Source organism: Allobosea sp. UC22_33 (assembly GCF_042700715.1).
In the GTDB taxonomy this organism is placed as follows: domain Bacteria; phylum Pseudomonadota; class Alphaproteobacteria; order Rhizobiales; family Beijerinckiaceae; genus Allobosea.
The window spans coordinates 2502606-2523161 of the sequence record NZ_CP170556.1; the positions used below are offsets into that span (position 1 = coordinate 2502606).

General features: G+C 63.9%; 16 protein-coding genes, 1 pseudogene and 1 other annotated feature. Of the genes and pseudogenes, 14 read left to right on the forward strand and 3 right to left on the reverse strand.

What is annotated here, in order from left to right:
• Positions 1-17: 17 nt before the first annotated feature.
• Positions 18-1112, reverse strand: coding sequence for an HWE histidine kinase domain-containing protein (locus ACFJGT_RS11830; protein WP_377848699.1), 1095 nt, complete (start codon positions 1110-1112; stop codon positions 18-20).
• 214 nt (positions 1113-1326) lie between these two features.
• Complete coding sequence (locus ACFJGT_RS11835; protein WP_377848700.1) at positions 1327-2805, reverse strand: SulP family inorganic anion transporter; 1479 nt, start codon at positions 2803-2805, stop codon at positions 1327-1329.
• A 71-nt stretch (positions 2806-2876) separates the two neighbouring features.
• Positions 2877-2932 (reverse strand) — a sequence feature (sul1 is cis-regulatory element that is thought to sense ions involved in sulfur or methionine metabolism; They are found in Alphaproteobacteria).
• A gap of 893 nt (positions 2933-3825) precedes the next feature.
• Between ACFJGT_RS11835 and ACFJGT_RS11840 the strand changes: the two genes are divergently transcribed.
• From ACFJGT_RS11840 to ACFJGT_RS11865, 6 genes are all read left to right on the forward strand, one after another.
• On the forward strand, positions 3826-5415 hold the full coding sequence (locus tag ACFJGT_RS11840; protein ID WP_377848701.1) for an ABC transporter substrate-binding protein: 1590 nt from the start codon (positions 3826-3828) through the stop codon (positions 5413-5415).
• A gap of 61 nt (positions 5416-5476) precedes the next feature.
• A complete protein-coding gene (locus ACFJGT_RS11845; protein WP_377848702.1) occupies positions 5477-6454 on the forward strand; it encodes an ABC transporter permease in 978 nt (325 codons plus the stop codon).
• Positions 6455-6656: 202 nt separating this feature from the next.
• Positions 6657-7322 (forward strand): ABC transporter permease, encoded by a 666-nt coding sequence (locus tag ACFJGT_RS11850; protein ID WP_377848703.1) that lies wholly within the window; start codon positions 6657-6659, stop codon positions 7320-7322.
• 1 nt (position 7323) lies between these two features.
• Complete coding sequence (locus tag ACFJGT_RS11855) at positions 7324-8994, forward strand: dipeptide ABC transporter ATP-binding protein (protein WP_377848704.1); 1671 nt, start codon at positions 7324-7326, stop codon at positions 8992-8994.
• Positions 8984-9892: a CehA/McbA family metallohydrolase gene (locus ACFJGT_RS11860; protein ID WP_377848705.1), complete on the forward strand. Its 909-nt coding sequence runs from the start codon at positions 8984-8986 to the stop codon at positions 9890-9892. The genes ACFJGT_RS11855 and ACFJGT_RS11860 overlap by 11 nt, the downstream gene beginning before the upstream one ends.
• 61 nt (positions 9893-9953) lie before the next feature.
• On the forward strand, positions 9954-10091 hold the full coding sequence (locus ACFJGT_RS11865) for a hypothetical protein (protein ID WP_377849085.1): 138 nt from the start codon (positions 9954-9956) through the stop codon (positions 10089-10091).
• On the opposite strand, the pseudogene ACFJGT_RS11870 reads toward ACFJGT_RS11865, so the two are convergent.
• A pseudogene (locus ACFJGT_RS11870) lies at positions 10074-10614 on the reverse strand (alpha/beta fold hydrolase); the annotation flags it as partial. The gene ACFJGT_RS11865 and the pseudogene ACFJGT_RS11870 overlap by 18 nt on opposite strands.
• 408 nt (positions 10615-11022) lie before the next feature.
• On the opposite strand from ACFJGT_RS11870, the gene ACFJGT_RS11875 reads away from it, so the two are divergent.
• The 8 genes from ACFJGT_RS11875 (at position 11023) to ACFJGT_RS11910 (ending at position 20527) form a co-directional block, all read left to right on the forward strand.
• Positions 11023-12051 carry an ABC transporter substrate-binding protein gene (locus ACFJGT_RS11875; RefSeq protein ID WP_377848706.1) on the forward strand — a complete coding sequence of 343 codons (1029 nt, stop codon included), beginning with the start codon at positions 11023-11025 and terminating at the stop codon, positions 12049-12051.
• Positions 12052-12257: 206 nt separating this feature from the next.
• On the forward strand, positions 12258-13781 hold the full coding sequence (locus ACFJGT_RS11880) for an ABC transporter substrate-binding protein (RefSeq protein WP_377848707.1): 1524 nt from the start codon (positions 12258-12260) through the stop codon (positions 13779-13781).
• Positions 13778-14695, forward strand: a complete 918-nt coding sequence (locus ACFJGT_RS11885) for an ABC transporter permease (protein ID WP_377848708.1) — start codon at positions 13778-13780, stop codon at positions 14693-14695. The genes ACFJGT_RS11880 and ACFJGT_RS11885 overlap by 4 nt, the downstream gene beginning before the upstream one ends.
• Before the next feature lie 15 nt (positions 14696-14710).
• Complete coding sequence (locus ACFJGT_RS11890) at positions 14711-15595, forward strand: ABC transporter permease (protein WP_377848709.1); 885 nt, start codon at positions 14711-14713, stop codon at positions 15593-15595.
• A 42-nt stretch (positions 15596-15637) separates the two neighbouring features.
• Positions 15638-16966, forward strand: a complete 1329-nt coding sequence (locus ACFJGT_RS11895) for an LLM class flavin-dependent oxidoreductase (protein WP_377848710.1) — start codon at positions 15638-15640, stop codon at positions 16964-16966.
• Positions 16967-17068: 102 nt separating this feature from the next.
• A complete protein-coding gene (locus ACFJGT_RS11900) occupies positions 17069-18274 on the forward strand; it encodes a trans-sulfuration enzyme family protein (RefSeq protein ID WP_377848711.1) in 1206 nt (401 codons plus the stop codon).
• Positions 18275-18515: 241 nt separating this feature from the next.
• Positions 18516-19523: a PLP-dependent cysteine synthase family protein gene (locus ACFJGT_RS11905; RefSeq protein ID WP_377848712.1), complete on the forward strand. Its 1008-nt coding sequence runs from the start codon at positions 18516-18518 to the stop codon at positions 19521-19523.
• Positions 19524-19990: 467 nt separating this feature from the next.
• Complete coding sequence (locus ACFJGT_RS11910; protein WP_377848713.1) at positions 19991-20527, forward strand: OsmC family protein; 537 nt, start codon at positions 19991-19993, stop codon at positions 20525-20527.
• Positions 20528-20556: the final 29 nt, after the last annotated feature.

Here is a 20556-nt window from a genome sequence, read left to right on the forward strand (position 1 = left end):
GATTGAATTTTATCGAATCACGGCCGTTGGACGTCGGCCAGGCTCGCCTCGAATTCTGCGATTAGCCCCGTGGGCAGCCACTGCTTCTGGACGCCGCCCTTGCCCAGCAAGCCCATCTTGATCAGGCGCGATCCAAAACTGCGCCGGGTCGGCTCCGAGACCAGCGGACCGCCAGATTCCTCCCAACGAACCCTGAGCATCGGCTCGTCGCCCCTTTCGTCGATCAGCCACGACAGGTCGACCTTGCCAGTCGGCAGAGATAGTGAGCCGTGCTTGGTGGCGTTTGTCGCCAGTTCGTGGAGCATCAGCGAGATGGAAACCGTCGCCTTCGGCCCGAGCTCGATGTCGGGGCCTGATGCCACGATCCGGCCGTCGTCGCTATGGAGTGCGAGCATCGGCCTGACGACGCTAAGTAGGGAAGCTGCCTCCCAGTCCTGTTGAAGCAATTGGTCGTGTGCCATTCCCATGGCCGCGATCCGCTGGCTGAAGGCAGCGACGGCGTCGCGCTCGGTCACGCTCTTCAACGTTTGCGTCGCGATGGCCTGAACCATCGCGAGGGTGTTCTTCATGCGATGCGCGATCTCGGCATTCAGCACGGCCTGCTGGCGCTGGGCCTCGTCGTGATCCCTCAAAACCTTCCTCAACTCCAACTGCCGCATCACCTGGCGGGCCAGCACCCTCAGTGTATCCTGCTGCAGGTCGGTAAGGTCGTGGGGCTTGTAATCGAGGACGCAAACCGTACCGATCGCGTGCCCTTGCTCGGTCTTCAGCAAGGCCCCGGCATAAAAGCGCAGTCCGGGCTCGCCAGTGACGAGGGGATTGCAATCGAAACGGTGATCCTTGGTTGCGTCAGGGACAAGTAGGAAGTCCTCTTCGAGGATGGCCTTCGCGCAGAACGAGCTGTCGAGCGGCGTCTCGCGCACCCCAAGGCCGACCTCGGCCTTGAAGAACTGGCGACCCTCGGCGATCAGGTTCACGACCGCGATAGGCGTGCCACAGATTCGAGATGCCAAGTCCGCGATCTCGTCGAAGTCGCGTTCCCTCGGTGTGTCCAGCATGTCGTAGCTGGCCAGCGCCGCCAGACGCTCGCTCTCGCGTGTCGTGATGTCCAAGAACTGTTCCAAACTAAATGGATTGACTCTTTAAGTCGCATTATCGGGGCGGCGATCAAAGCGCTTTTGACATTGCCCACCTCGCGAGCTTGCGACTTATGTCCGGTTCTAGTCAGCTAGCGAGGGGCTGCTTGTGGCGCATCTCGCCCAGCCAGCGTCGTTCGTCACTCCCGGCATCCGCGCGAACCGGGCTAGGTGCGTGATACGAACGCGACTAGCGTTCCGAGAGCGCCGGTCGTTGTTTGTCGTGAGTTGTCAGGCGATCGACGATCATTGCGGTGGCTTGGTTCATGCCCGCGACCTCGACGGGAATATCGTTGGCACGGTAACGAGCGACCACCTTGTCGAGCGCGGCGACCGCCGTCACGTCCCAGAAATGCGCCTGGCTAACATCGATGCACACGCTGGTTTCGTCGTGCGATCCGAGATCGAAGGCCTCGATGAATGCATCGGCCGAGGCGAAGAAGACCTGGCCGGTGACATGATAAGTCAGCCTGCCCGTCGCGGCATCCGGTTCGGCCCTGACCTGCATCAGCCTCGCGACCTTGAAGGTGAAGAAGACGCCGCTGAGCAGGACGCCGACGAGGACGCCCAGCGCCAGATTATGGCTCACCACCGTCACCGCCACCGTCGCCAGCATGACCGTGCTCGACATGCGGGGATGGGCGACGACGGCCTTCAGCGAAGACCAGTTGAAGGTATCGACCGAGACCATCACCATGATCGCGACCAGCACCGCGACCGGCACCTGCGAGACCCAGGGCTTCAACGCCACCATCAGCACGAGCAGGAAGGCGCCGGCAAACAGCGTCGAGAGCCGGCCGCGCCCGCCATATTTCACGTTGCTGACGGTCTGTCCGATCATGCCGCAGCCGGCGATGCCGCCGAACAGGCTGGCCGCCATGTTGGCGAGGCCGAGGCCGGTGCATTCCCGGTTCTTGTGGCTCGGCGTCTTGGTGAGGTCGTCGACAACGGTCGCCGTCATCAGCGATTCCAGCAGGCCGACCATCGCAATCGCAACCGCAGGGCCGGCGATGATGCGCAGAGTTTCCCAGGAGAGCGGCACGGTCGGCCAGGCGAAGCTCGGCAGCGAGCTGGGCAGGAGGCCGAGATCGGCCACCGTCTTGACCGGCAGATGCAGCAGGCTCGCCGCCACCGTCAGCAAGGCGATGGCGACCAACGGCGACGGGATCACCGTCGTCAGGCGCGGCACGCCGTAGATGATCGCGAGCCCGGCGGCGAAGACCGCATAGGTCTGCCAGGCCTCGCCCATCAGATGCGGCATTTGCGCGGCGAAGATCAGGATCGCCAGCGCGTTGACGAAGCCGGTGCGGACCGATTGCGAGACGAAGCGCATCAGCACGCCCAGTCGCAGCACGCCGAAGATAATCTGGAGCAGCCCCGCCAGCAGGCCCGCCGCCAGCAGGTAGGACAGGCCGTGCGAGGCGACGAGCGGCGCTGCAACCAGAGCGACAGAGCCCGCGGCGGCCGAGACCATGGCCGGGCGCCCGCCCGTGAAGGCGATGACGATGCCGATGACGAAGGATCCGAAGAGGCCGACCTGTGGATCGACGCCGGCAGCGAATGAAAAGGCGATGACCTCGGGAATGAGGGCGAAGGTAGCGACCGCGCCGGCAAGAAGTTCACGCGGCGGATTGGTCAGCCATTCGCGCCGAAGGGTGGTGATGAGCATTGTGGTCTCGCAAGGCAGCGTCGGCGGCCGGCTGATAAGGCGGGCACGAAGAGCGACGGAGAGGCCTGTTGCGTGGTCCGGCGGATCGGCGGCCGGAAGAGCCACCCGGGATTTCACCGGGTCCGAGTTAGTGGGAGCGTTATAACCACCAGATCGCGCGGCACAACCGCCGATCGAGCGGCAACTGCTTATCTGCCTGACTGCAGGACTTCGATGAGTTCGCCTTGGAGCGAAATAGGCCGTTCAGCCGGTGATATGTAATGTCCGCTCCAGGGCAAGTACCCAGCGTCCGCTTGTGGCGCGGGGCTGACGAGACGCGGCCGTCAATCTCAACACCTTGATCGACGCGGACGGCCGCCGCGAACAGACGACCCGGTAGGTGCTGACGCTGTTTTGCGAGCCAGGTCGCACGCCGTGACCGGCGCCGGGTCGAGGTGTTCTTCAGCCTGGCGCTTCCAGTTCGTGCGCGATTCCACCGGCTTTGACTTGGGGACTCATCGGTGCCCAGCTCAATGACTGCGGGCCCAAAGGCCTGCAGGTTACCAGCGCTTCTCGGCCTTCACGAATGGGGCCCCCAAGAGGTTTTCGTCCTAAACCGGATGAACCTGGGTCTGGCTTGATTATCGTACATTCCCATAAAGAGACGAGCCCTTCGCATGCTCTCTGCCGAAAATACCTAACACCGCTTCCAAGCCTGGGCGGCGCGAATGAGCGACCAATCGGCAGCCAGGTCGGCGATATCCCAGATAGTCCCGTAGCCAACCAGCTCTACGGCATGCGCCTCGCACTATGGGGAAGTCGGCTTCCGTCGGCCTTCATGCCTTTGTCACACGCGATCGGCAGCATCAAACACATAGAGAAAACCTATCTATTAGATAGGAAACTAGTATTTGAGATGCTCGTCGACCTGCGTCACGCTCGCCCAAATACAAGATGAATACAAAGTGCGGCCAGCTGGTGAGGCGTCCGCTACGGCAATTGAAATCAGCGCACTGCTGCGTTTCCAAGGGGGAGCCGTCAATGAACGTGATGTCTAAACGAGATTTTCTGCAGCTCGTCGGATTGAGCGTGACGGCGCTCGGGTCCCCTTCAATACTTGGTCTAAGCGCGCTCGCTGCGGATTCTCTGCCCGATTGGGCCAATCTCCCACAAGGCGCCAATCCGAAGAGCGGCGGCAAGCTCGTCTACGGGCAGACCTATCCGAACTGGGCTGTCGGCACGTCGAATAACGGGAAGCATCCCTATTACTGGATTGATCTGCTGACCCGCTCGATCTGGAATTGCCTGATCTGGGTCGACCACGATTTCAGCCTCAGGGGCGAACTAGCTGAAAGCTGGGCGCCTGCCGATGAGACGCTCAAGGTCTGGGACTTCAAGCTGCGCGAAGGCGTGATGTTCCATAACGGCAAAGAGATGACGTCGGAAGACGCTGTTGCGTCGATCAACGCGCATATCGTTCAGAAGGGCAGCTCCTTCATCAACAAATGGTTCGACAAGGTCGAGGCGCGCGGAAAATACGGCCTGCGCTTCATCCTGAACGCCAGCTATGCCGAGTGGCCCTATGCTCTTGCCGAATACCGGATCGTGATCGTACCGGCGGCCGCGCCGGAGCTCATTCTGGCGGATGGCATAGGCACCGGTCCGTTCAAACTGGTTCAGGTCGACAATCGCCGCGGCTTCCAGGCCGTTCGCAACGAGAACTACTGGCTGAAGGGGCGCCCCTTCCTCGATGAGATCGAAGGTTATGTCGTCAATTCGCAGACGGCGATCAACGGCTTCCGATCAGGCCAGTTCAACGCTGTGTTCAACATCGATCCGACGACAGCCGGGCAATACGAGAGCGCCGGCGGGCAGATCCATAAATCGAAGGGCGGCGACCAGTTCCTGCTCAGCATGCCCAAGAATTTGAATCTCATCTGGAACGATCCGCGCATCCGCGAGGCGATCAGCCTCTCGATCGATCGCGATGCGATCAACAAGATCATCTACAACGATCCCGGAACCTGGGTGGGAAACGACACCCATATGTCGGGGATCAACCCGGAGTTCTTTCCGCGCGAGAAGTCCTATGACGTTCAGCGGGCTAAAAAGCTCCTGGCCGAAGCCGGGCATCCTAACGGGTTGACGCTGCCGGCCATCGTCTTCTGCGCCTCATTTCCGGAGGAGCCACGCATTATGGCGATCGTCGCCCAATCGCTGAAGCAGGCCGGTATCAATCTCGAACTTCGGGAAATCCCGACGGACGGCTTCGATGCCTATACCAGGCAGGTGAACCCACCGATCGGCCGCCCTGCCCGTTCACTGGTCGGGCCGCGCAACCCGGCGATCAATCTGGGGCGCTTCATCACCAATCCGACCGAAGCGGCCGGCTGGACCGGGGCGAAATACGACGCCTTTGTCGCGCTCTACGAGCGTACGATCTCCGAGCCTAACGACGCCAAGCGGCTGGAGATGTACAAGGAGCTTCAGCGCATCGTCCAGTCGGATACGCCCGCCATCGTGCTGGGCGGGCGCCGCAACATGCTGGCGCATGCGCCCAAGGTCCAGAACCTCAGGTCGCACTCGCAGAACTGGAGCAGCCGCTTCGACGACGTGTGGATTTCGGCCTGAGCCCGCATGGTGGAGCAGGCCCCGCCGGCTCCACCGCCCGCCATTCCCTGAGGCGATGAGCATGACGCGGATGATCCCGATGATCGGAAGACGGCTCGCCCTGTCCTTCGTCATCCTGAGCCTGACGGCGCTGATCGTATTTCTCGGCACCGAGGTGCTGCCGGGCGATGCGATCACCGCCACGATCCCGGCCGAAGAGCTCGCCTTTTACACGCCCCAACAGATCGCCGAAATGCGACATGAATACGGGCTGGACCGACCGGTCTATCTTCGCTTTCTCGAAGTCTGGCAACGGCTGTTCAGCCTCGATTTCGGCACGACCATCGTCAAGCGCGAGCCGGTCTACGACCGTATACTTCATCCGATGATCAATTCCGCCATCCTCGCCGGCGTCTCACTGGCGGTGATGCTGGCCGCGGTGATTGTGCTCGGCGTGCTCGCGAGCCTCAGGCCGGGCGGGCGCCTCGATAACGCCATCAGCGGCACGACGCTGTTCACCTACTCCATGCCGGATTTCGTGGTCAGCAACATCTTCGTCATCGTCTTCGCCGTATGGCTCGGCTTGTCGCCCGCGGTGATCTTCGCGTCGACCGACGCACCCAAGCTCACCATCCTTGCCGCCGCGATCCTGCCGGTCGTGGCGCTCTGTGTCCATGGCGCGGCCTATCAGTTTCGGCTGCTGCGCACCGGCATGATCGAAGCGCTGAACAGCGACTATGCCGAGCGCGCGCAATTGGCGGGTGTTCCCGCCTGGCGAATCTGCATCGGACACGCGCTTCCGTCCGCGCTGATCCCCATGCTCAACGGCACGGCTGCTTTCGTCGCATCGCTGCTCTCGGGCTCGGTGGTGGTCGAAGCCGTCTTCAAATTTCCGGGCATCGGCAGTGAATTGCTGCGCGCCCTCGCCCAGCGGGAAATCCCGATCATACAGGCGATCGCATTCCTGGCTGCGCTGGCTGTTATCGTCGCCAACCTGATCGCGGACATCGCCGTCCTCGCCCTCGACCCGCGGGTCCGTACGAGCTCGCGCCATGGTTGATGTCGTTAACGTCCCATCCGATACGACGGCAACTCAGCGTTCCTCGACGCTCAAGCGCGCCTTGTCCCAGCCAGCTACCGTGTTTGGCGTAATCCTAGTCGCGGCGCACCTGTTCCTGGCGCTATTCAGCCCACTGATCGCGCCACACGATTCCGGCGCTTTGGTCGGTGCGCCGCTGTTGCGGCCCTCCTGGGAGTTCCTGATGGGAACTGACCAGATCGGGCGCGACTATTTCAGCCGGATCATCGAAGGCGGCCGGATTGCGCTCCTGGTCTCCTTCTGCGGCGTCGCGATCGCGCTGGCAGTCGGCACCATCCTAGGCGTGATGGCCGGCTATGTCGGCGGGCGCTTCGACGAAATCGTCATGCGCTTCGTCGATGCGATGATGTCGATCCCCGAGATCATCCTGATTGCCATCCTGACACTCGCGCTGGGCAAGGACATCTGGGCGCTGATCCCCGTCGTGGCGGCGGTCTATACCTGGGGCGTCGTCCGGGTGATCCGCGCGAAGACGATCAGCCTCGCGACGCTCGATTTCGTCCGCGCGGCCGAATTACGCGGGGAAAGCCGCTTCGCCATCATGCTTCGCGAGATCCTGCCGAACCTGACCGGGCTGCTCGGCGTCGAGCTCGCGGTACGCGTTTCCTCCGCCGTTTTGCGCATCAGCGCGTTGTCCTTCCTCGGTCTCGGCATCAGCCAGCCGACGCCGGATTGGGGCCTGATGGTGCAGGAGGCGATGGGCGTGGTCTTCACCGACCCGTGGTTCCTGCTCCTGCCGGCGGTCATGCTCTCCACCCTGATCATCGGGGTGAACTTCATGGTCGACGGCTTCGCCCGTACCTTCGGCATCGCCTCCACGGAGCTCTGACATGCCGGCACCCGCGCATATCGAGGTCCGGGACCTCAAGCTCGTCTACAGGACCGGCCCGCAGACGGAGACGACCGCTGTCGACATGGTGAGTTTCTCGGTCGCCAAGGGCGAGACGCTGGGCATCGTCGGCGAGAGCGGCTGCGGCAAGTCCTCGCTCGCCCGTGCCTTTCTCGCTTATACCCGGCCGGGCGCTCGGATTGCCGGGGGCAGCGTCAACGTCGCCGGGCTCGACGTGCTGAAGCTGAAGCCCGACCAGCTCCTGCAATACCGCGGCCGGCGCGCGGCGATGGTGCCGCAGAATCCGCTCTCCGCGCTGACGCCGCATCTGACCATCGGCCAGCATCTCGTCGAACTCATCCGGCTGCACAAGGCGGCAGGCGGACTGACACCGAAGAAGAAGGCGCTCGAACTGCTGGCGGCGATGGAACTGCCCGACCCCGCCGCGATCTACGACCGTTATCCGCACCAGCTTTCCGGCGGGCAGCGGCAGCGCGTCGTCATTGCGGCCGCGCTGGTGGCGGAGCCGGAGCTTATTATCCTCGACGAGCCGACCACGGCGCTGGACAAGACGGTCGAGTCCCAGGTGCTCGACCTTGTCAGCCGCCTGCAAAAGCGCACCGGCACAACGCTGATCTATGTCAGCCACGATCTCAACGTGATCGCCCGGATGTGCGAGCGGGTTCTGGTCATGAAGGACGGTAAGGTTCTGGAAGACGGGCCGACCGGCGAGGTCTTCACCCGTCCTCGCACGGATTATGCGCGGACCCTGATCGCCGCCATTCCGAAGCTCGAGACCGCCAAGTCCTCGAATGTCGCGCCGTTCCACGGTCAGGAGCCAGCGCTGTCGATCGAAAAACTCGATTTCTCTTATGGCCGCCCGCCCGGATGGAACCCGCTTCGGCGGTTCTTCCCGCGGCCGGCGCTACCCCCGACATTGGCCGATATCTCGCTCGCCATCCCACCCGGCACCACGCTCGGGGTCGTCGGGGAATCCGGCAGCGGCAAGTCGACGCTGGCAGCGCTCGTCGCCGGCCTCGTCGCCGGCAATGGCGGCGAGATCCGCTTCGACGGGCAGATCCTTTACGGCCTCGCCCCGCAGCGCGACCGCGACCTGCGCCGGCGCGTGCAGATGATCTTCCAGGACCCGGCTTCCTCGCTTAATCCGCAGCATACCGTGGAGCAGCTCATCGCCCGGCCGCTGCAGGTCTTCTTCGGTATGAGCCGCGCCGCGGCACGCGAGCGCACGGTCGAATTGCTGACAGAACTGGGACTCGGCGCAACCTTCCTCGATCGTTCGCCGCGCCAGCTCTCCGGTGGCCAGCAGCAGCGCGTCGCCATCGCCCGCGCTTTCGCGGGTAAGCCGGACCTCGTACTTTGCGACGAAGTCACCTCTGCCCTCGATGTTACGGTGCAGGCCTCCGTCCTCGGCGTGATGAAGCGGCTCCAGCGCGAGCACGGAACCACCTACCTCTTCATCTCGCACGACCTGCCGGTGGTCGCCGAGATGTCGGACCAGATTCTCGTGCTCGAAAAAGGGCGCGTCCGCGACTACGGCGGTACCACCGCCGTCCTGAGCAATCCTTCCTCCGATTACACCAATAATCTGCTGGCGGCCTTTGCCACCGCCTCGCAGCAGCTCACAAACAGGACAATGAAGCATGCAAGTTGAGGCTTTCACCGCGCCGGGCCGGTTCTATCGCGGCAATCTCCATACGCATTCGACGCGCTCCGACGGCAAGCTGACACCGGAGGAGGTATGCAAGCGTTATCGCGAGCGCGGCTACGATTTCATCTGCCTGTCCGATCACTTTATGGAGCATTACGACTACCCGATCGTCGATACGACCGATTATCGCACCGACCGCTTCACCACGATCCTAGGGGCCGAATGCCACGCGCCCGCGACGGAGCGCGGCGAGAAATGGCATATCCTCGCCGTTGGCCTACCTCTCGACTTCCCCCCGAACCGCGATGGCGAGACCGGCGCTCAGCTCGCGCAGCGCTGTCTCGATGCCGGCGCCTTCGTCGCGATCCCCCATCCCGAATGGTACGGGCTGACGGCCGGCGATGCCGCCTCGATTCCCGGAGCACACGCGGTCGAGGTCTACAACCATACCAGCCAGGTCCTGAACGGCCGCGGCGGCGGGTCCTATTATCTCGATGACATCCTCAATACCGGCCGGCGCATCGGTGCGCTCGCCTGTGATGATGCCCATTGGGTGGTCGAGGCCGACCGCAATCGTGACGCGTTCGGCGGCTGGGTCATGGTCAAGGCCGAAGCCAACGAGCCGCAGGCGCTGGTCGATGCGCTGAAGCAGGGCCGCTACTATTCCAGCCAAGGCCCGCTCATTGAGAACGTCGTCGTTGACGGCGATTTCGTCGAGATCGCATGCTCGCCGGCCTTCCAGGTCTCGCTGGTCGGGCGCGCCTCGAAGAATGAGAAGATCTCGGGCCTCGGCACGACCTCTGCGCGCCTGCCCTGGCGTAAATTTGAGGGCGACTGGTGCCGCCTCGTCGTCATCGACGAAGCAGGCAAAATCGCCTGGTCGAACCCGATTTACTTTTAGACTTACTATGCGATAGGGCGAGGCATCGCGGCGACCAGCTTGCGCGCATAGCCTTGACCGGTTGCGCGACGAGCGCTCCGGCCTCGCCCTGCTCGACGACCTTGCCGCCATGCATCACTGCGATCCGGTCGGAGACCCAGCGCACTATCTCGATGTCGTGGCCGATGAACAGCGTGGCGAAGCCGCGTTTCTGCTGTAGCGCCTTGAGTGTGAAGCCGTCGAACGGCCCCACAGGGACATCGAGGAAGAATTGCGCCCTGTTGGCTGCTAAAGCAGCACGGAAGCCGTCGAAAACCTCAATCGGCGTTCAGTCCGGATTGCCGGCCGTCTTGACCATCAGCGGAGGCACGGCGCTGACCAGCACCGCCTTGGCGACGCGCTCCAGCGGCTGGCCAAGCTGCTCGACATAGCGGGCGACCTGCCCGCCGCGGATCGAATTGCCAATATGGATGTCGTTCCTGAGATCGAGATGTTCGGCGACCGTGGAAGCATCGGCTGCATAGTGATCCATGTCATGCCCGTTGCTGACCTGGCTGGAACGGCCATGGCCACGGCGGTCATGGGCAACGATGCGGAAGCCTTCCTTAAGGAAGAACAGTATCTGGTTATCCCAGTCATCTGCGCTAAGCGGCCAGCCATGGTGGAAATGGATGGGCTGCGCGTCCCTAGGCCCAATCCTTGTAGAAGATCTCGGACGCGTCGCGGGTGGTGACGAATGGCATGGATTGCTCCTCGCGGCACAGCCTCATCGAGGCCGGCAGCCACGGTTCATGGCCCCCCGCCGTTGCCGCGGTTCGACTTCGATGCTTCGCTGCCGCCGTCGCCGGTCCAGATCGCCATCCGCAAAGCCTGCGGAATGACATTCTGAAGCAGGTCATCCGGGACGAGCCATCTCCAGATACTTCGCACGGCTGGTCAGCACGGCTCGCTGGCCGACTAATGCAAAGCTGGAAACTTCTGCTTCCAGGCAATCTGCCAACGTCCGCACTTGGCGCATGCCGGTAGTCACAGCAAACGGCGGTTTCCGTCTCTTAATCGGCCGACATAGAGAACCATTCTCCCCTGCGCCGATGTCATAACGCGCACCGACCGGCTCGGCCGGGTCAGAAACTGGCACGCGGGGTTTTAGTATGATCGATCGCAGGACGCTGCTCGCCGCCGCAACGGCCGCGGCTGCGGGCATCAAGCCGTCTCTTGCCCAGAACGCGACGCTGCGCATTGGCTATGTGCCGGTTATCGGGGCAAGCGCGCTATTCGTCCTCGCCGGCGATGGATCGGCGAAGGAAGCGGGCCTCGACCTGAAGCTCAGCAAGTTCGACTCCGGCCCCAACGCAATCCAGGCCTTCGCGTCTGGCACCATCGACATCCTGGTGATCGGCGTCGCTCCGGTCGCGGTTGCCCGGTCTCGCGGGCTCGCAGCCTCGGTCGTTGCCGCTGGCGCGGTCGGCGGCACGGCGTTCCTCGCAGGACCCACCTTGGCCAAGGCGTTCGCTGACAATGGCAACGCTCCCGCGAAGGCCTTCGCTGCGTTTCGCTCCACGGCCGGCCGAAAGGCGAAGCTGGGTACGCTCCCGCCGGGAGGCGTCCCGACGGTTGCGCTGCATCATTGGCTCTGGAAGGTCGGTAATGTCGACCGCGCCGATGTCGAGATCGTCAATATGGGCATCGAGGTGGTGCAGCAGGCGATGCTGACCGGAGCCATCGACGGGGGCACGTTGCTGGAGCCCTCAGCCACGCTGGTCCCCGAGCGCGACCCGCGGATCAAGCGCATCGTGAACTCGCCCGACATGTTTCCGAACATCCCGGGTGTCGTGGTGGCCGCCTCGGGCGAGCTTCAGAAGACCCGCCCGGACGTGGTGGACCGCTTCGTCGCGCTGTTCCAGCGCGCGACCGAGCTGGTTCGCAGCGATCCGAAGAAGGCTGCTCCGTTTGTTCTCGTGGCGCTCGGGGGAGATCTCGTCTCCGAGGCGACTATCGCCAAGGCTCTGGTGTCACCGGCCGTGAGCTTCGTCAACGATCCCGCAAAAATCCGGCAGGCGACCGAGGCGTTGCTTGCTTATCAGGTTGAGCTCGGCGATTTCCAGAAGGCGCCGCCGCTCGACGGGCTCTTCGACCAGGCCGCCTATGAGCGCGGCATCCGCACACCGCTCGGACGTTGACACCGCGACGAAGGCGTTCGTCTGCTCCCGACATCTCGCTGATCCAGCTCACGCCGATTTCTCATGTTCCGGAGCAAAAATTACTCCGAGGCTGTTCTTGGAAAGAGCGTCCACATCCAAAAAGCGGAGTATTTGAAGGCCTTTTCCAAGTTGCCCGCGATAGCTTGGCGCCAATCCTGATATTCGACAGATAGGGCGTTAGTTTCATGGGTATTTCTGGCCTGCTGCGTTGGCCCGCATTGGCTATTGCGGTTGCATTGAGCTTCTCCGGATCTCAGGCGTCCTTCGCAGCACAAACACTAACCATTGCGCAGGGCAACGACATCCTGTCGCTCGACCCGGCCAATCACGGCAACAACAGCACCGAGTCGGCGCTGGTGAATCTCTACGACTATCTGGTCGACAAGGATTTCAGCCAGGGACAACTCCGCTTTACGCCGCGCCTCGCCGTTTCCTGGAACAGCGATGACAATATCCACTGGACGTTCAAGCTGCGCGACGACGTCTACTGGCATAACGGCGACAAGTTCACGGCGCAGGACGTCAAATTCACCATCGAGCGGTCCCAGCAGGACAAGAAGCTGATCAGCGCGGCCAAGTTCCGCCGCATCAAGGCGGTCGAGGCGCCGGACGAGACCACGCTCAAGATCGAGACCGACGGGCCGGACACGCTGCTGCTGCATGCCTTCGTCGGCAACGGCGCCGGCATCCTGCCCAAGGCCGCCTTCGAGAAAGCCGGCGGGCGCGAGGAATTCTTCAAGCAGCCGGTCGGCACCGGCCCGTATCTCTTCAAGCGCTGGGTCAAGTCGGACCGGCTCGTCCTGGTGAAAAACCCGCGCTGGTGGGGCGGCGCGCCGAAATGGGATGATGTTGTCATCCGCTCGATTCCGGAGACGACCACGCGCGTCGCCGAGCTCCTGACCGGCGGCGTCGATATCGCCGTCAACATCCCGCCGGAGGACATCGCGCGCCTGAACGACAACAAGGGCACGCGCGCGATCACCTTCGACATCGCGCGCAACCTCGCCCTGCATGTCCGCACCGGCAAGGACCGCGTCACCGGAGATCCGCGCATCCGCGAGGCGATCGACCTCGCCATCGACCGCGACGCGATCGTGAAGCAGGTGCTGGAAGGGCATGGCGCATCGACGCGCGGCTTCTTCCCGCCCGCCATTCCCGGCTTCGCGCCGGAGCTGAGCCGCGGCATCCGCTTCGACCCGGAGCGGGCCAGGGCCCTGCTGCGCGAAGCCGGTTTCGGCGGCAGCAAACGTCCCGCGATCAAGATCAGCACGCCGAGCGGCCGCTATGTGAAGGACCGCGAGATCGTCGAGGCCGTGGCCGGCTACCTGGAGGATGTCGGCTTCCGGGCACAGGTCGAGGTGCTCGACTGGACCGTCTACAACAACAAGGTCGTCGGCGACGGCTTCGGCGAGCTCTATCTCTGGGGCATGGGCTCCTATACCGACGCCTCGACCCTGTTCGTCGACAATTTCAAGCGCCACTACGACTGGTCGGACGCGACCTTCGACGGGCTCGCCGCCGCCGTCCGCCAGGCGAAGAGCGAGGCCGAGCGCATCGCGATCTCGCAGAAGGGCCAGGAGATCGTCGCCGAACAGCGCGTCCGGATCGGCCTGCTCTTCCCGCAATCGATCTACGGGGTCGGCGATCGCGTCGTCTATAACGGGCGCTTCGACGAGATGATCGCTGCCGAGGACGTCTCGCGCCCATGAGCGAACGTTCGCCCCTCAGGACGCTGCTGCAGTTCCTGCCGGTTCTCTACATCGTGTCGGTGATCGTCTTCGTCCTCGTCTACCTGACGGGCGATCCGTCCGCGCTGCTGATACCGGAGGATGCGAGCGAGGAGGACCGGCTCGCGCTCGTTGCTGCATGGGGGCTCGATCAGCCCTGGTACGTCCAGTACCTGCGCTATATGGGCAACATCCTCACCGGGGATTTCGGCGTCTCCTATCGCTACGGGACGGATGCGCTGCCGGTGGTGCTCGAACGCATCCCCGCCACGCTCCAGCTCACGGTCGGCGGCCTCATCGTCGCCATCCTGATCGCGCTCCCGACCGGGATCTTCGCCGCCCTCAGGCGCAACAGCCTCCCCGATTTCGCGATCTCCGCCGTGACCGTGCTGGGCAAGGCGATGCCGAATTTCTGGGTCGGGATCATGCTGATCCTGGTCTTCGGCGTCTGGCTGCGGCTCGTGCCCGTCTCGGGCAGCGGCGGCTTCTCCCATCTCATCCTGCCGGCGATCACGCTGGGCACCGGCTTCGCCGCCGAGCTCACCAAGCTCATTCGCTCCAGCCTGCTCGAGGTCATGGGGCAGGACTATGTCCGCACCGCCCGCGCCAAGGGTCTGCCCGAGACGCTGGTGGTGCTGCGCCACGGCCTGAGGAACGCCCTGATCCCGGCGGTGACGATGACGTCGCTGCACGCCATCGCATTGCTCGGCGGCGCGCTCGTGACCGAGACCGTGTTCTCATGGCCGGGGCTGGGCCAGCTCGTGGTGCAGGCGATCTATACCAAAGACATGGCGGTCATCCAGATCGCCGTCTTCGTCATCACCATCATGGCCCTGACGATCAATCTCGCGACCGACGCCCTCTACCGGCTGATCGATCCGCGCATGGCCAAATAGGCGCGGCAGCATCGCATGACCGAAATCTCGCTCATCGGCAGCCCTCCGCCGCAGCGGCGGCGATTGCTGCCTTCGCTCCTGCGCAACAAGGCGGGCCTCGCCGGCATCGTCATCGTCGCCCTGATCGTCTTTACGGCGCTGGCAGCCGACCAGCTCGCGCCGCTCGATCCGCTCCGGCGCAACCTGTCGCTGAAGCTGCTGCCTCCGGCCTGGCTGGAAGGCGGAAACCCGCTCTACCTGCTGGGGACCGACAGCCAGGGGAGAGACCTGCTGAGCCGCATCATCTTCGGCGCCCGGACGTCGCTCTCGGTCGGCCTCGCGGCGGTGGCCCTGTCCAGCCTGGTCGGGCTGGCATTCGGCCTGCTGGCCGGCATGGCGGGGGGCCGGGTCGACCTGCTGATCATGCGCGTGATCGACGCCATGTTGGCGATCCCGACCATGCTGTTCATGCTGGTCGTCGCCCTCGTCGCAGGCTCCGGCCTGCTGCCGCTCGTCGTCGTCATCGCGGCGACCAACTGGGTGAGCTGTGCCCGGATCGTGCGGGCCGACGTGCTCGGCATCAAGGAAATGGACTATGTCGCGGCGGCCCGCGCAAGCGGCGCAAGCCCGCTCGGGCTGATCCTGCGGCACATCCTGCCCAATATCCTGTCGTCCTTCGTCGTCGTCTCCAACCTGAATGTCGGCACCGTCATCCTCGCCGAATCCTCGCTGAGCTTCCTCGGCTTCGGCATCCAGCCGCCCGAAATCTCCTGGGGCCAGATGCTCAGCGAGGGCCGGCAATATCTGGCGACGAGCTGGTGGGTCGCGACCTTCCCCGGCATCGCGATCACGCTGACCGTGCTCGGCGTCATCCTGCTCGGCGACTGGTTGCGCGACCATCTCGATCCGCGACTGGCGTGAGCTCCTCACGCCCGCGACCCAACTCCCTTCAGGACAGACCCGATGTCGGCCGTTTCACAGACGCAGAAGTCCCGGACCATCCATCTGGGGCTGTTCCACCAGCCGCTCGGCCGCCATCCGGCCGCCTGGCGGCAGGAGGCGGCACAGGGACATCCGGAGGATATCGACTGGGTCATCCGCATCGCGCGGAAGGCCGAGGAAGGGCTGTTCGACATGTTCTTCGTGGCCGACAATCTCGCCGGTCCTGAACCCGGCGCACAGGGCAAGGCCGGGGGGCTGGAGCCGGTGACGCTGCTCTCGGCACTGGCGGTAGCGACCTCGAAGATCGGTCTCGTCGGCACGATCTCGACCAGCTTCTCCGAGCCGTACAACGTTGCGCGCGCGCTGGCCTCGCTCGACCATATCAGCCGTGGCCGGGCGGGCTGGAACGTGGTCACCACGCAATCCGACCGATCCGCCGAGAATTTCAACCTGAGCGCCCTGCCGGACCACGCAGCGCGTTATGCCCGCGCCGGCGAGTTCGTCCAGGTCGTGCGTGGCTTGTGGGATAGCTGGGCAGACGACGCGCTCGTCATGGATAAACGCTCCGGCAAATTCCTGGATACGGACCGCGTCCGCTTGCTCGACCACAAGGGCGAGCATTTCTCGGTTCGGGGACCGCTCAACGTCTCCCGGCCACCGCAGGGCCATCCCGTGATCGTGCAGGCCGGTTCCTCGCGCGACGGCATCGGGCTCGCCGCGACGCAGGCCGACCTTGCCTTCACCGCGCAGGATACGATCGAGGATTCGCTTGCCTATCGCGCAGCCCTCAAGGAGGCGGCCGAGGCCGGCGGCCGCTCCGGCTATCTCAAGGTTCTGCCGGGCGTCATGCCGATCGTCGGCCGGACGGATGCCGAGGCGCGCGAGAAGTTCGCCGCCCTGCAGGAGCATACCGATATCGCCGCCGGCATCCGCCAGCTCTCGGGCCGCTGGGGCTACGATCTCTCGACGCATCCGCTCGACGGGCCGGTGCCGGAGCCGGGCGAGCGCATCCATGGCGAGAGCCGGGTGCGACTGCTCCTGAACAAGGCGCGCGCCGAGAACTACACCCTGCGCGAGCTTTCGGCGCTCGCCATCGCCTCCCATGGCCATCGCATCATCATCGGTTCACCCGAAACGATCGCCGACGATCTGCAATCCTGGTTCGAGCAGGGTGCGGCGGACGGTTTCAACCTGATCCCGGCCTCCATGCCGGACGGGCTCGACGATTTCGTCGATCTCGTGGTTCCCGTCCTTCAGCATCGCGGGCTGTTCCGCCGAAGCTATGCCGAGACCACTCTGCGCGAGCGCTTCGGCCTCGACATTCCGCGGCTTGGGGCTTTCGCAAGCTGAACAGAACGCGCGGCCATTCCACGCGCTTGCCCGCACGATAAGATTAATCGGTACCGAGAGGGCTTGCAGCCCTCCGGGCGCCGATGAAGGGAGAGACCGCCGATGTCGCATGATCGCAGACGCAACCGGACGCAGGGCTTTTCGACCCGCGCCATCCATCTCGCCTACGATCCGGCCGAGCATGAAGGCGCGCTGACGCCGCCGATTTTCATGACCTCGACCTATGCCTTCGAGAGCGCCGAGCAGGGCGCCGAAATCTTCAGGGGCGAGCGTCCCGGCTATGTCTATGGCCGCTCGAAGAACCCGACCCAGACCATCCTCGAGGAGCGGATGGCGAGCCTGGAAGGTGCCGAGGCCGGCATGACCGCCGCCTCCGGCATGGGCGCGATCGCCAGCGTCGTCATGACCCTGCTCGCACCGGGCGACGAGGTCGTGATCGACCACACACTCTATGGCAATACCTATGCGTTGTTCACGCAGGGGCTGGCGAAGCTCGGCATTGTCGCGCGGCCCGCCGACTTCACCCGGCTCGATGTGCTGACGGCAGAGATCGGCGCCCGTACGAAGCTGGTGTTTTTCGAGACGCCAGCCAATCCAAACCTGCGCGTCATCGACATCGCCGCTGTCTCGCGCATCGCGCATCAGGCTGGCGCGCTGGTCGTCGTCGACAACACGTTCGGGACGCCGGTGCTGCAGCGCCCGCTGGAGTTCGGGGCCGATCTCGTCGTTCATTCCGGCACGAAATATCTAGGCGGCCACGGCGACCTCCTGGCCGGCATCGTCGTCGGCCCGGCCGACCTGCTGAAGCAGATCCGCAATACCGGTCTGCGCTGGATGACCGGTGCGACGCTCTCGCCCTTCAACTGCTTCCTGATGTTGCGCGGCCTGAAGACTTTGGAAATTCGGGTCGAGCGCCATGCCGCCTCAGCCTTGGCGGTGGCGCGTGAACTGGAACGGCACCCGCGCATCGCCAGCCTGTCCTATCCCGGCCTGCCCTCCTTCCCGCAATTCGAACTCGCCCAGCGGCAGATGTCCGGTTCCGGCGGCGGCCTCGTTTCTTTCGAGCTCGATGGCGGGATCGAGATGGGCATGGCCTTCATGAACCATCTCCAGCTGATCACCCGCGCCGTCAGCCTCGGCGATGCGGAGACTCTGATCCAGCACCCCGCCAGCATGACCCACGCCATCGTCAGCCGCGAGGACCGGCTGAAGCATGGCATCGGCGACGGGCTCCTGCGGCTTTCAATCGGGCTGGAAAGCGTGGAGGACATCCTCGACGATCTCATGGGGGCGCTTAACGCGCTCTAGCCCAAAACGGCACCGGCGAGTCCAACGTGGCTCGCCGGCATCCCCGGAACAAACATATTTCACCTCATATTTCCGCCTGATTGGAAATATCAGATGCGAATACCGCCCCAATTGAGACAATCGTACTTATTATCTTCCAAGTATTGATTGCGCATAAAAGGCGGATACGAATGTCGTCAGCGAGCATTCACCGCAGCTTGAACGCGAGTGCGGCGGCCTCAATCTCTCCCGAGAGCGTATCATGGCATTTGGAAACGATCATTTCGCGGCTCTGGTCGGCGACACGCCGCTACTCGAACTCGGCCGCTTCGCAGAAGAGCTGAAGCTCGGCGCTCGTGTTCTTGCTAAGATCGAGTACCTCAATCCTGCCGGCAGCATCAAGGACCGGACGGCCTGGGGCCTCATCCGCGAGGCCGAGGAAAGCGGCCGGTTGAAGCCTGGCCAGCAGATCGTCGACCTCACCAGCGGCAATACCGGGATCGGGCTCGCAGCATTGGCCGCCGCACGCGGCTACCCTTCGAAATTCTACCTGCGCAACACGATCAGCGATGACAAGCTCAAGCTGCTCGCGCAATACGGCGCCGAGATCGTCCTGATCGATAACAGCGCCTTTCTTGAGCCCGGAGCCATCCACGCGATCATCGACCGGGTTCGCCGCGAAAATCCCGACGCCTACTACACCAATCAGCGCGCCAACCCGGCCAATCCACGCGTCCATTTCGAGACGACCGGCCCGGAAATCTGGCGGGAGACTAAAGGAAAGGTCGACATCTTCGTGGCGGCCGTCGGCACCGGCGGCACGATCTCCGGTACGGGCCGCTTCCTGAAGGAGCAGAACCCCGATGTGAGGGTGGTTGTCGTCGAACCCGGCCCGGCGTCTGTCCCGTCGCTCGATATCCCCTATCCCGACGCCATCGAAGGCGTCCACAAGGTGACGGATGTCGAGCCCGGTTACCTGCCGGAGAATTTCGACGCTTCCGTCGTCGACGAGGTGATCGTCACCGAGACGGCGCAGGCGCGGGAATTCGCGCGGATCCTGGCGCAGCGCGAGGGTATTCTGGCCGGGACTTCGTCGGGCGCGGTGCTGTTCGCCGCTGCAGCTCTGGCGCGACGGCCCGAGAATGCCGGCAAGACGATCGTTGCCATCGTCGCCGATAGCGGCGAACGCTATCTCAGCCCGCCGAAGCTCGGCTCTGCTAGTTCGAGCGAGCCGACGCGAACGCAGGCTCAGGAGGCCGCCACGGTCTGACGGCCCGGTCGATGCGGCGAAGATGTCGATCGCCTCATCTTCGCGTTACGCGCAAATAAATCATCGCGTTCTGACACGAAAAACGCATATTCCATTTCATTGCCAACAATAATGGATCGAGCAATAATCTTGAACGCGATGGTGTTGCTAGCGCCTTCGCCGCGGGATTTGCTGGAGCAGCTTGCGCCGCGTCAACAACGCTAAAAGCACCACGATGTCTCGTGGGCTCCTTTTGTTTTGGAGACGCGAATGTCCATGACGTTCAGCACAACAGAATCCACGGCAAGCCTGCTCTTTCACCGACGGCTCTGACCTTCGGAGCCTGAGGACGGGCCGCCGCTCCTCGCTCGCTTCGAGCCCATTCACAACTCAGACAAAGCCATCTCGCGCCACCCGTAATCGCGGCTGCGCGACTGAGCGCGCACGTCTGTCCAGATACCTTCATCAAGCCAGACCGGGACGCATCCATGTCCAATCTCAACGAGTATCTCGCCCAGAAGCGCGACGCCCTCCTGCGCCGCAAGGCCTATGCCCGCTCGGGAGAGGCTAGCCCGCTGCGCCTGCAGGCTCGGGCCCATGCCGAGGGGCGCAGCGGCGTGCGGCGTATCCGCATCCGCGACTTCCAGGTGATCAGCGACAGCCCGCCGGATTTCGCCGGCTACGATCTTGGGCCGAGTTCGCCCGAACTCCTGCTCGGAGCGCTGTCGAGCTGCCTGACCCACACCTACCTGATCCAGGCCGCCGACCAACAGATCGCGTTGGAAGATGTCTCGGTCGAGGTCCATGGCCAGCTTGACCCGCGCGCCGGAACGCCCGGCCACGAGACCACGCCGATCTATCCGCACGACCTATCCTACACCGTCAGGCTCACGACGGACGAGACCGAGCTCGACGCCCTGAACGCCGTCGTCGAGCGCTTCTGCCCGATCCTGAACTTGCTCCGGCAGGGTGTCGAAGTGCGCGGCACCGTCGAGCGCGTGCCCGTAAGCCGCGCGGCAGCCTGACCTTTCCCCGAACGACCATGCAGCCGCGC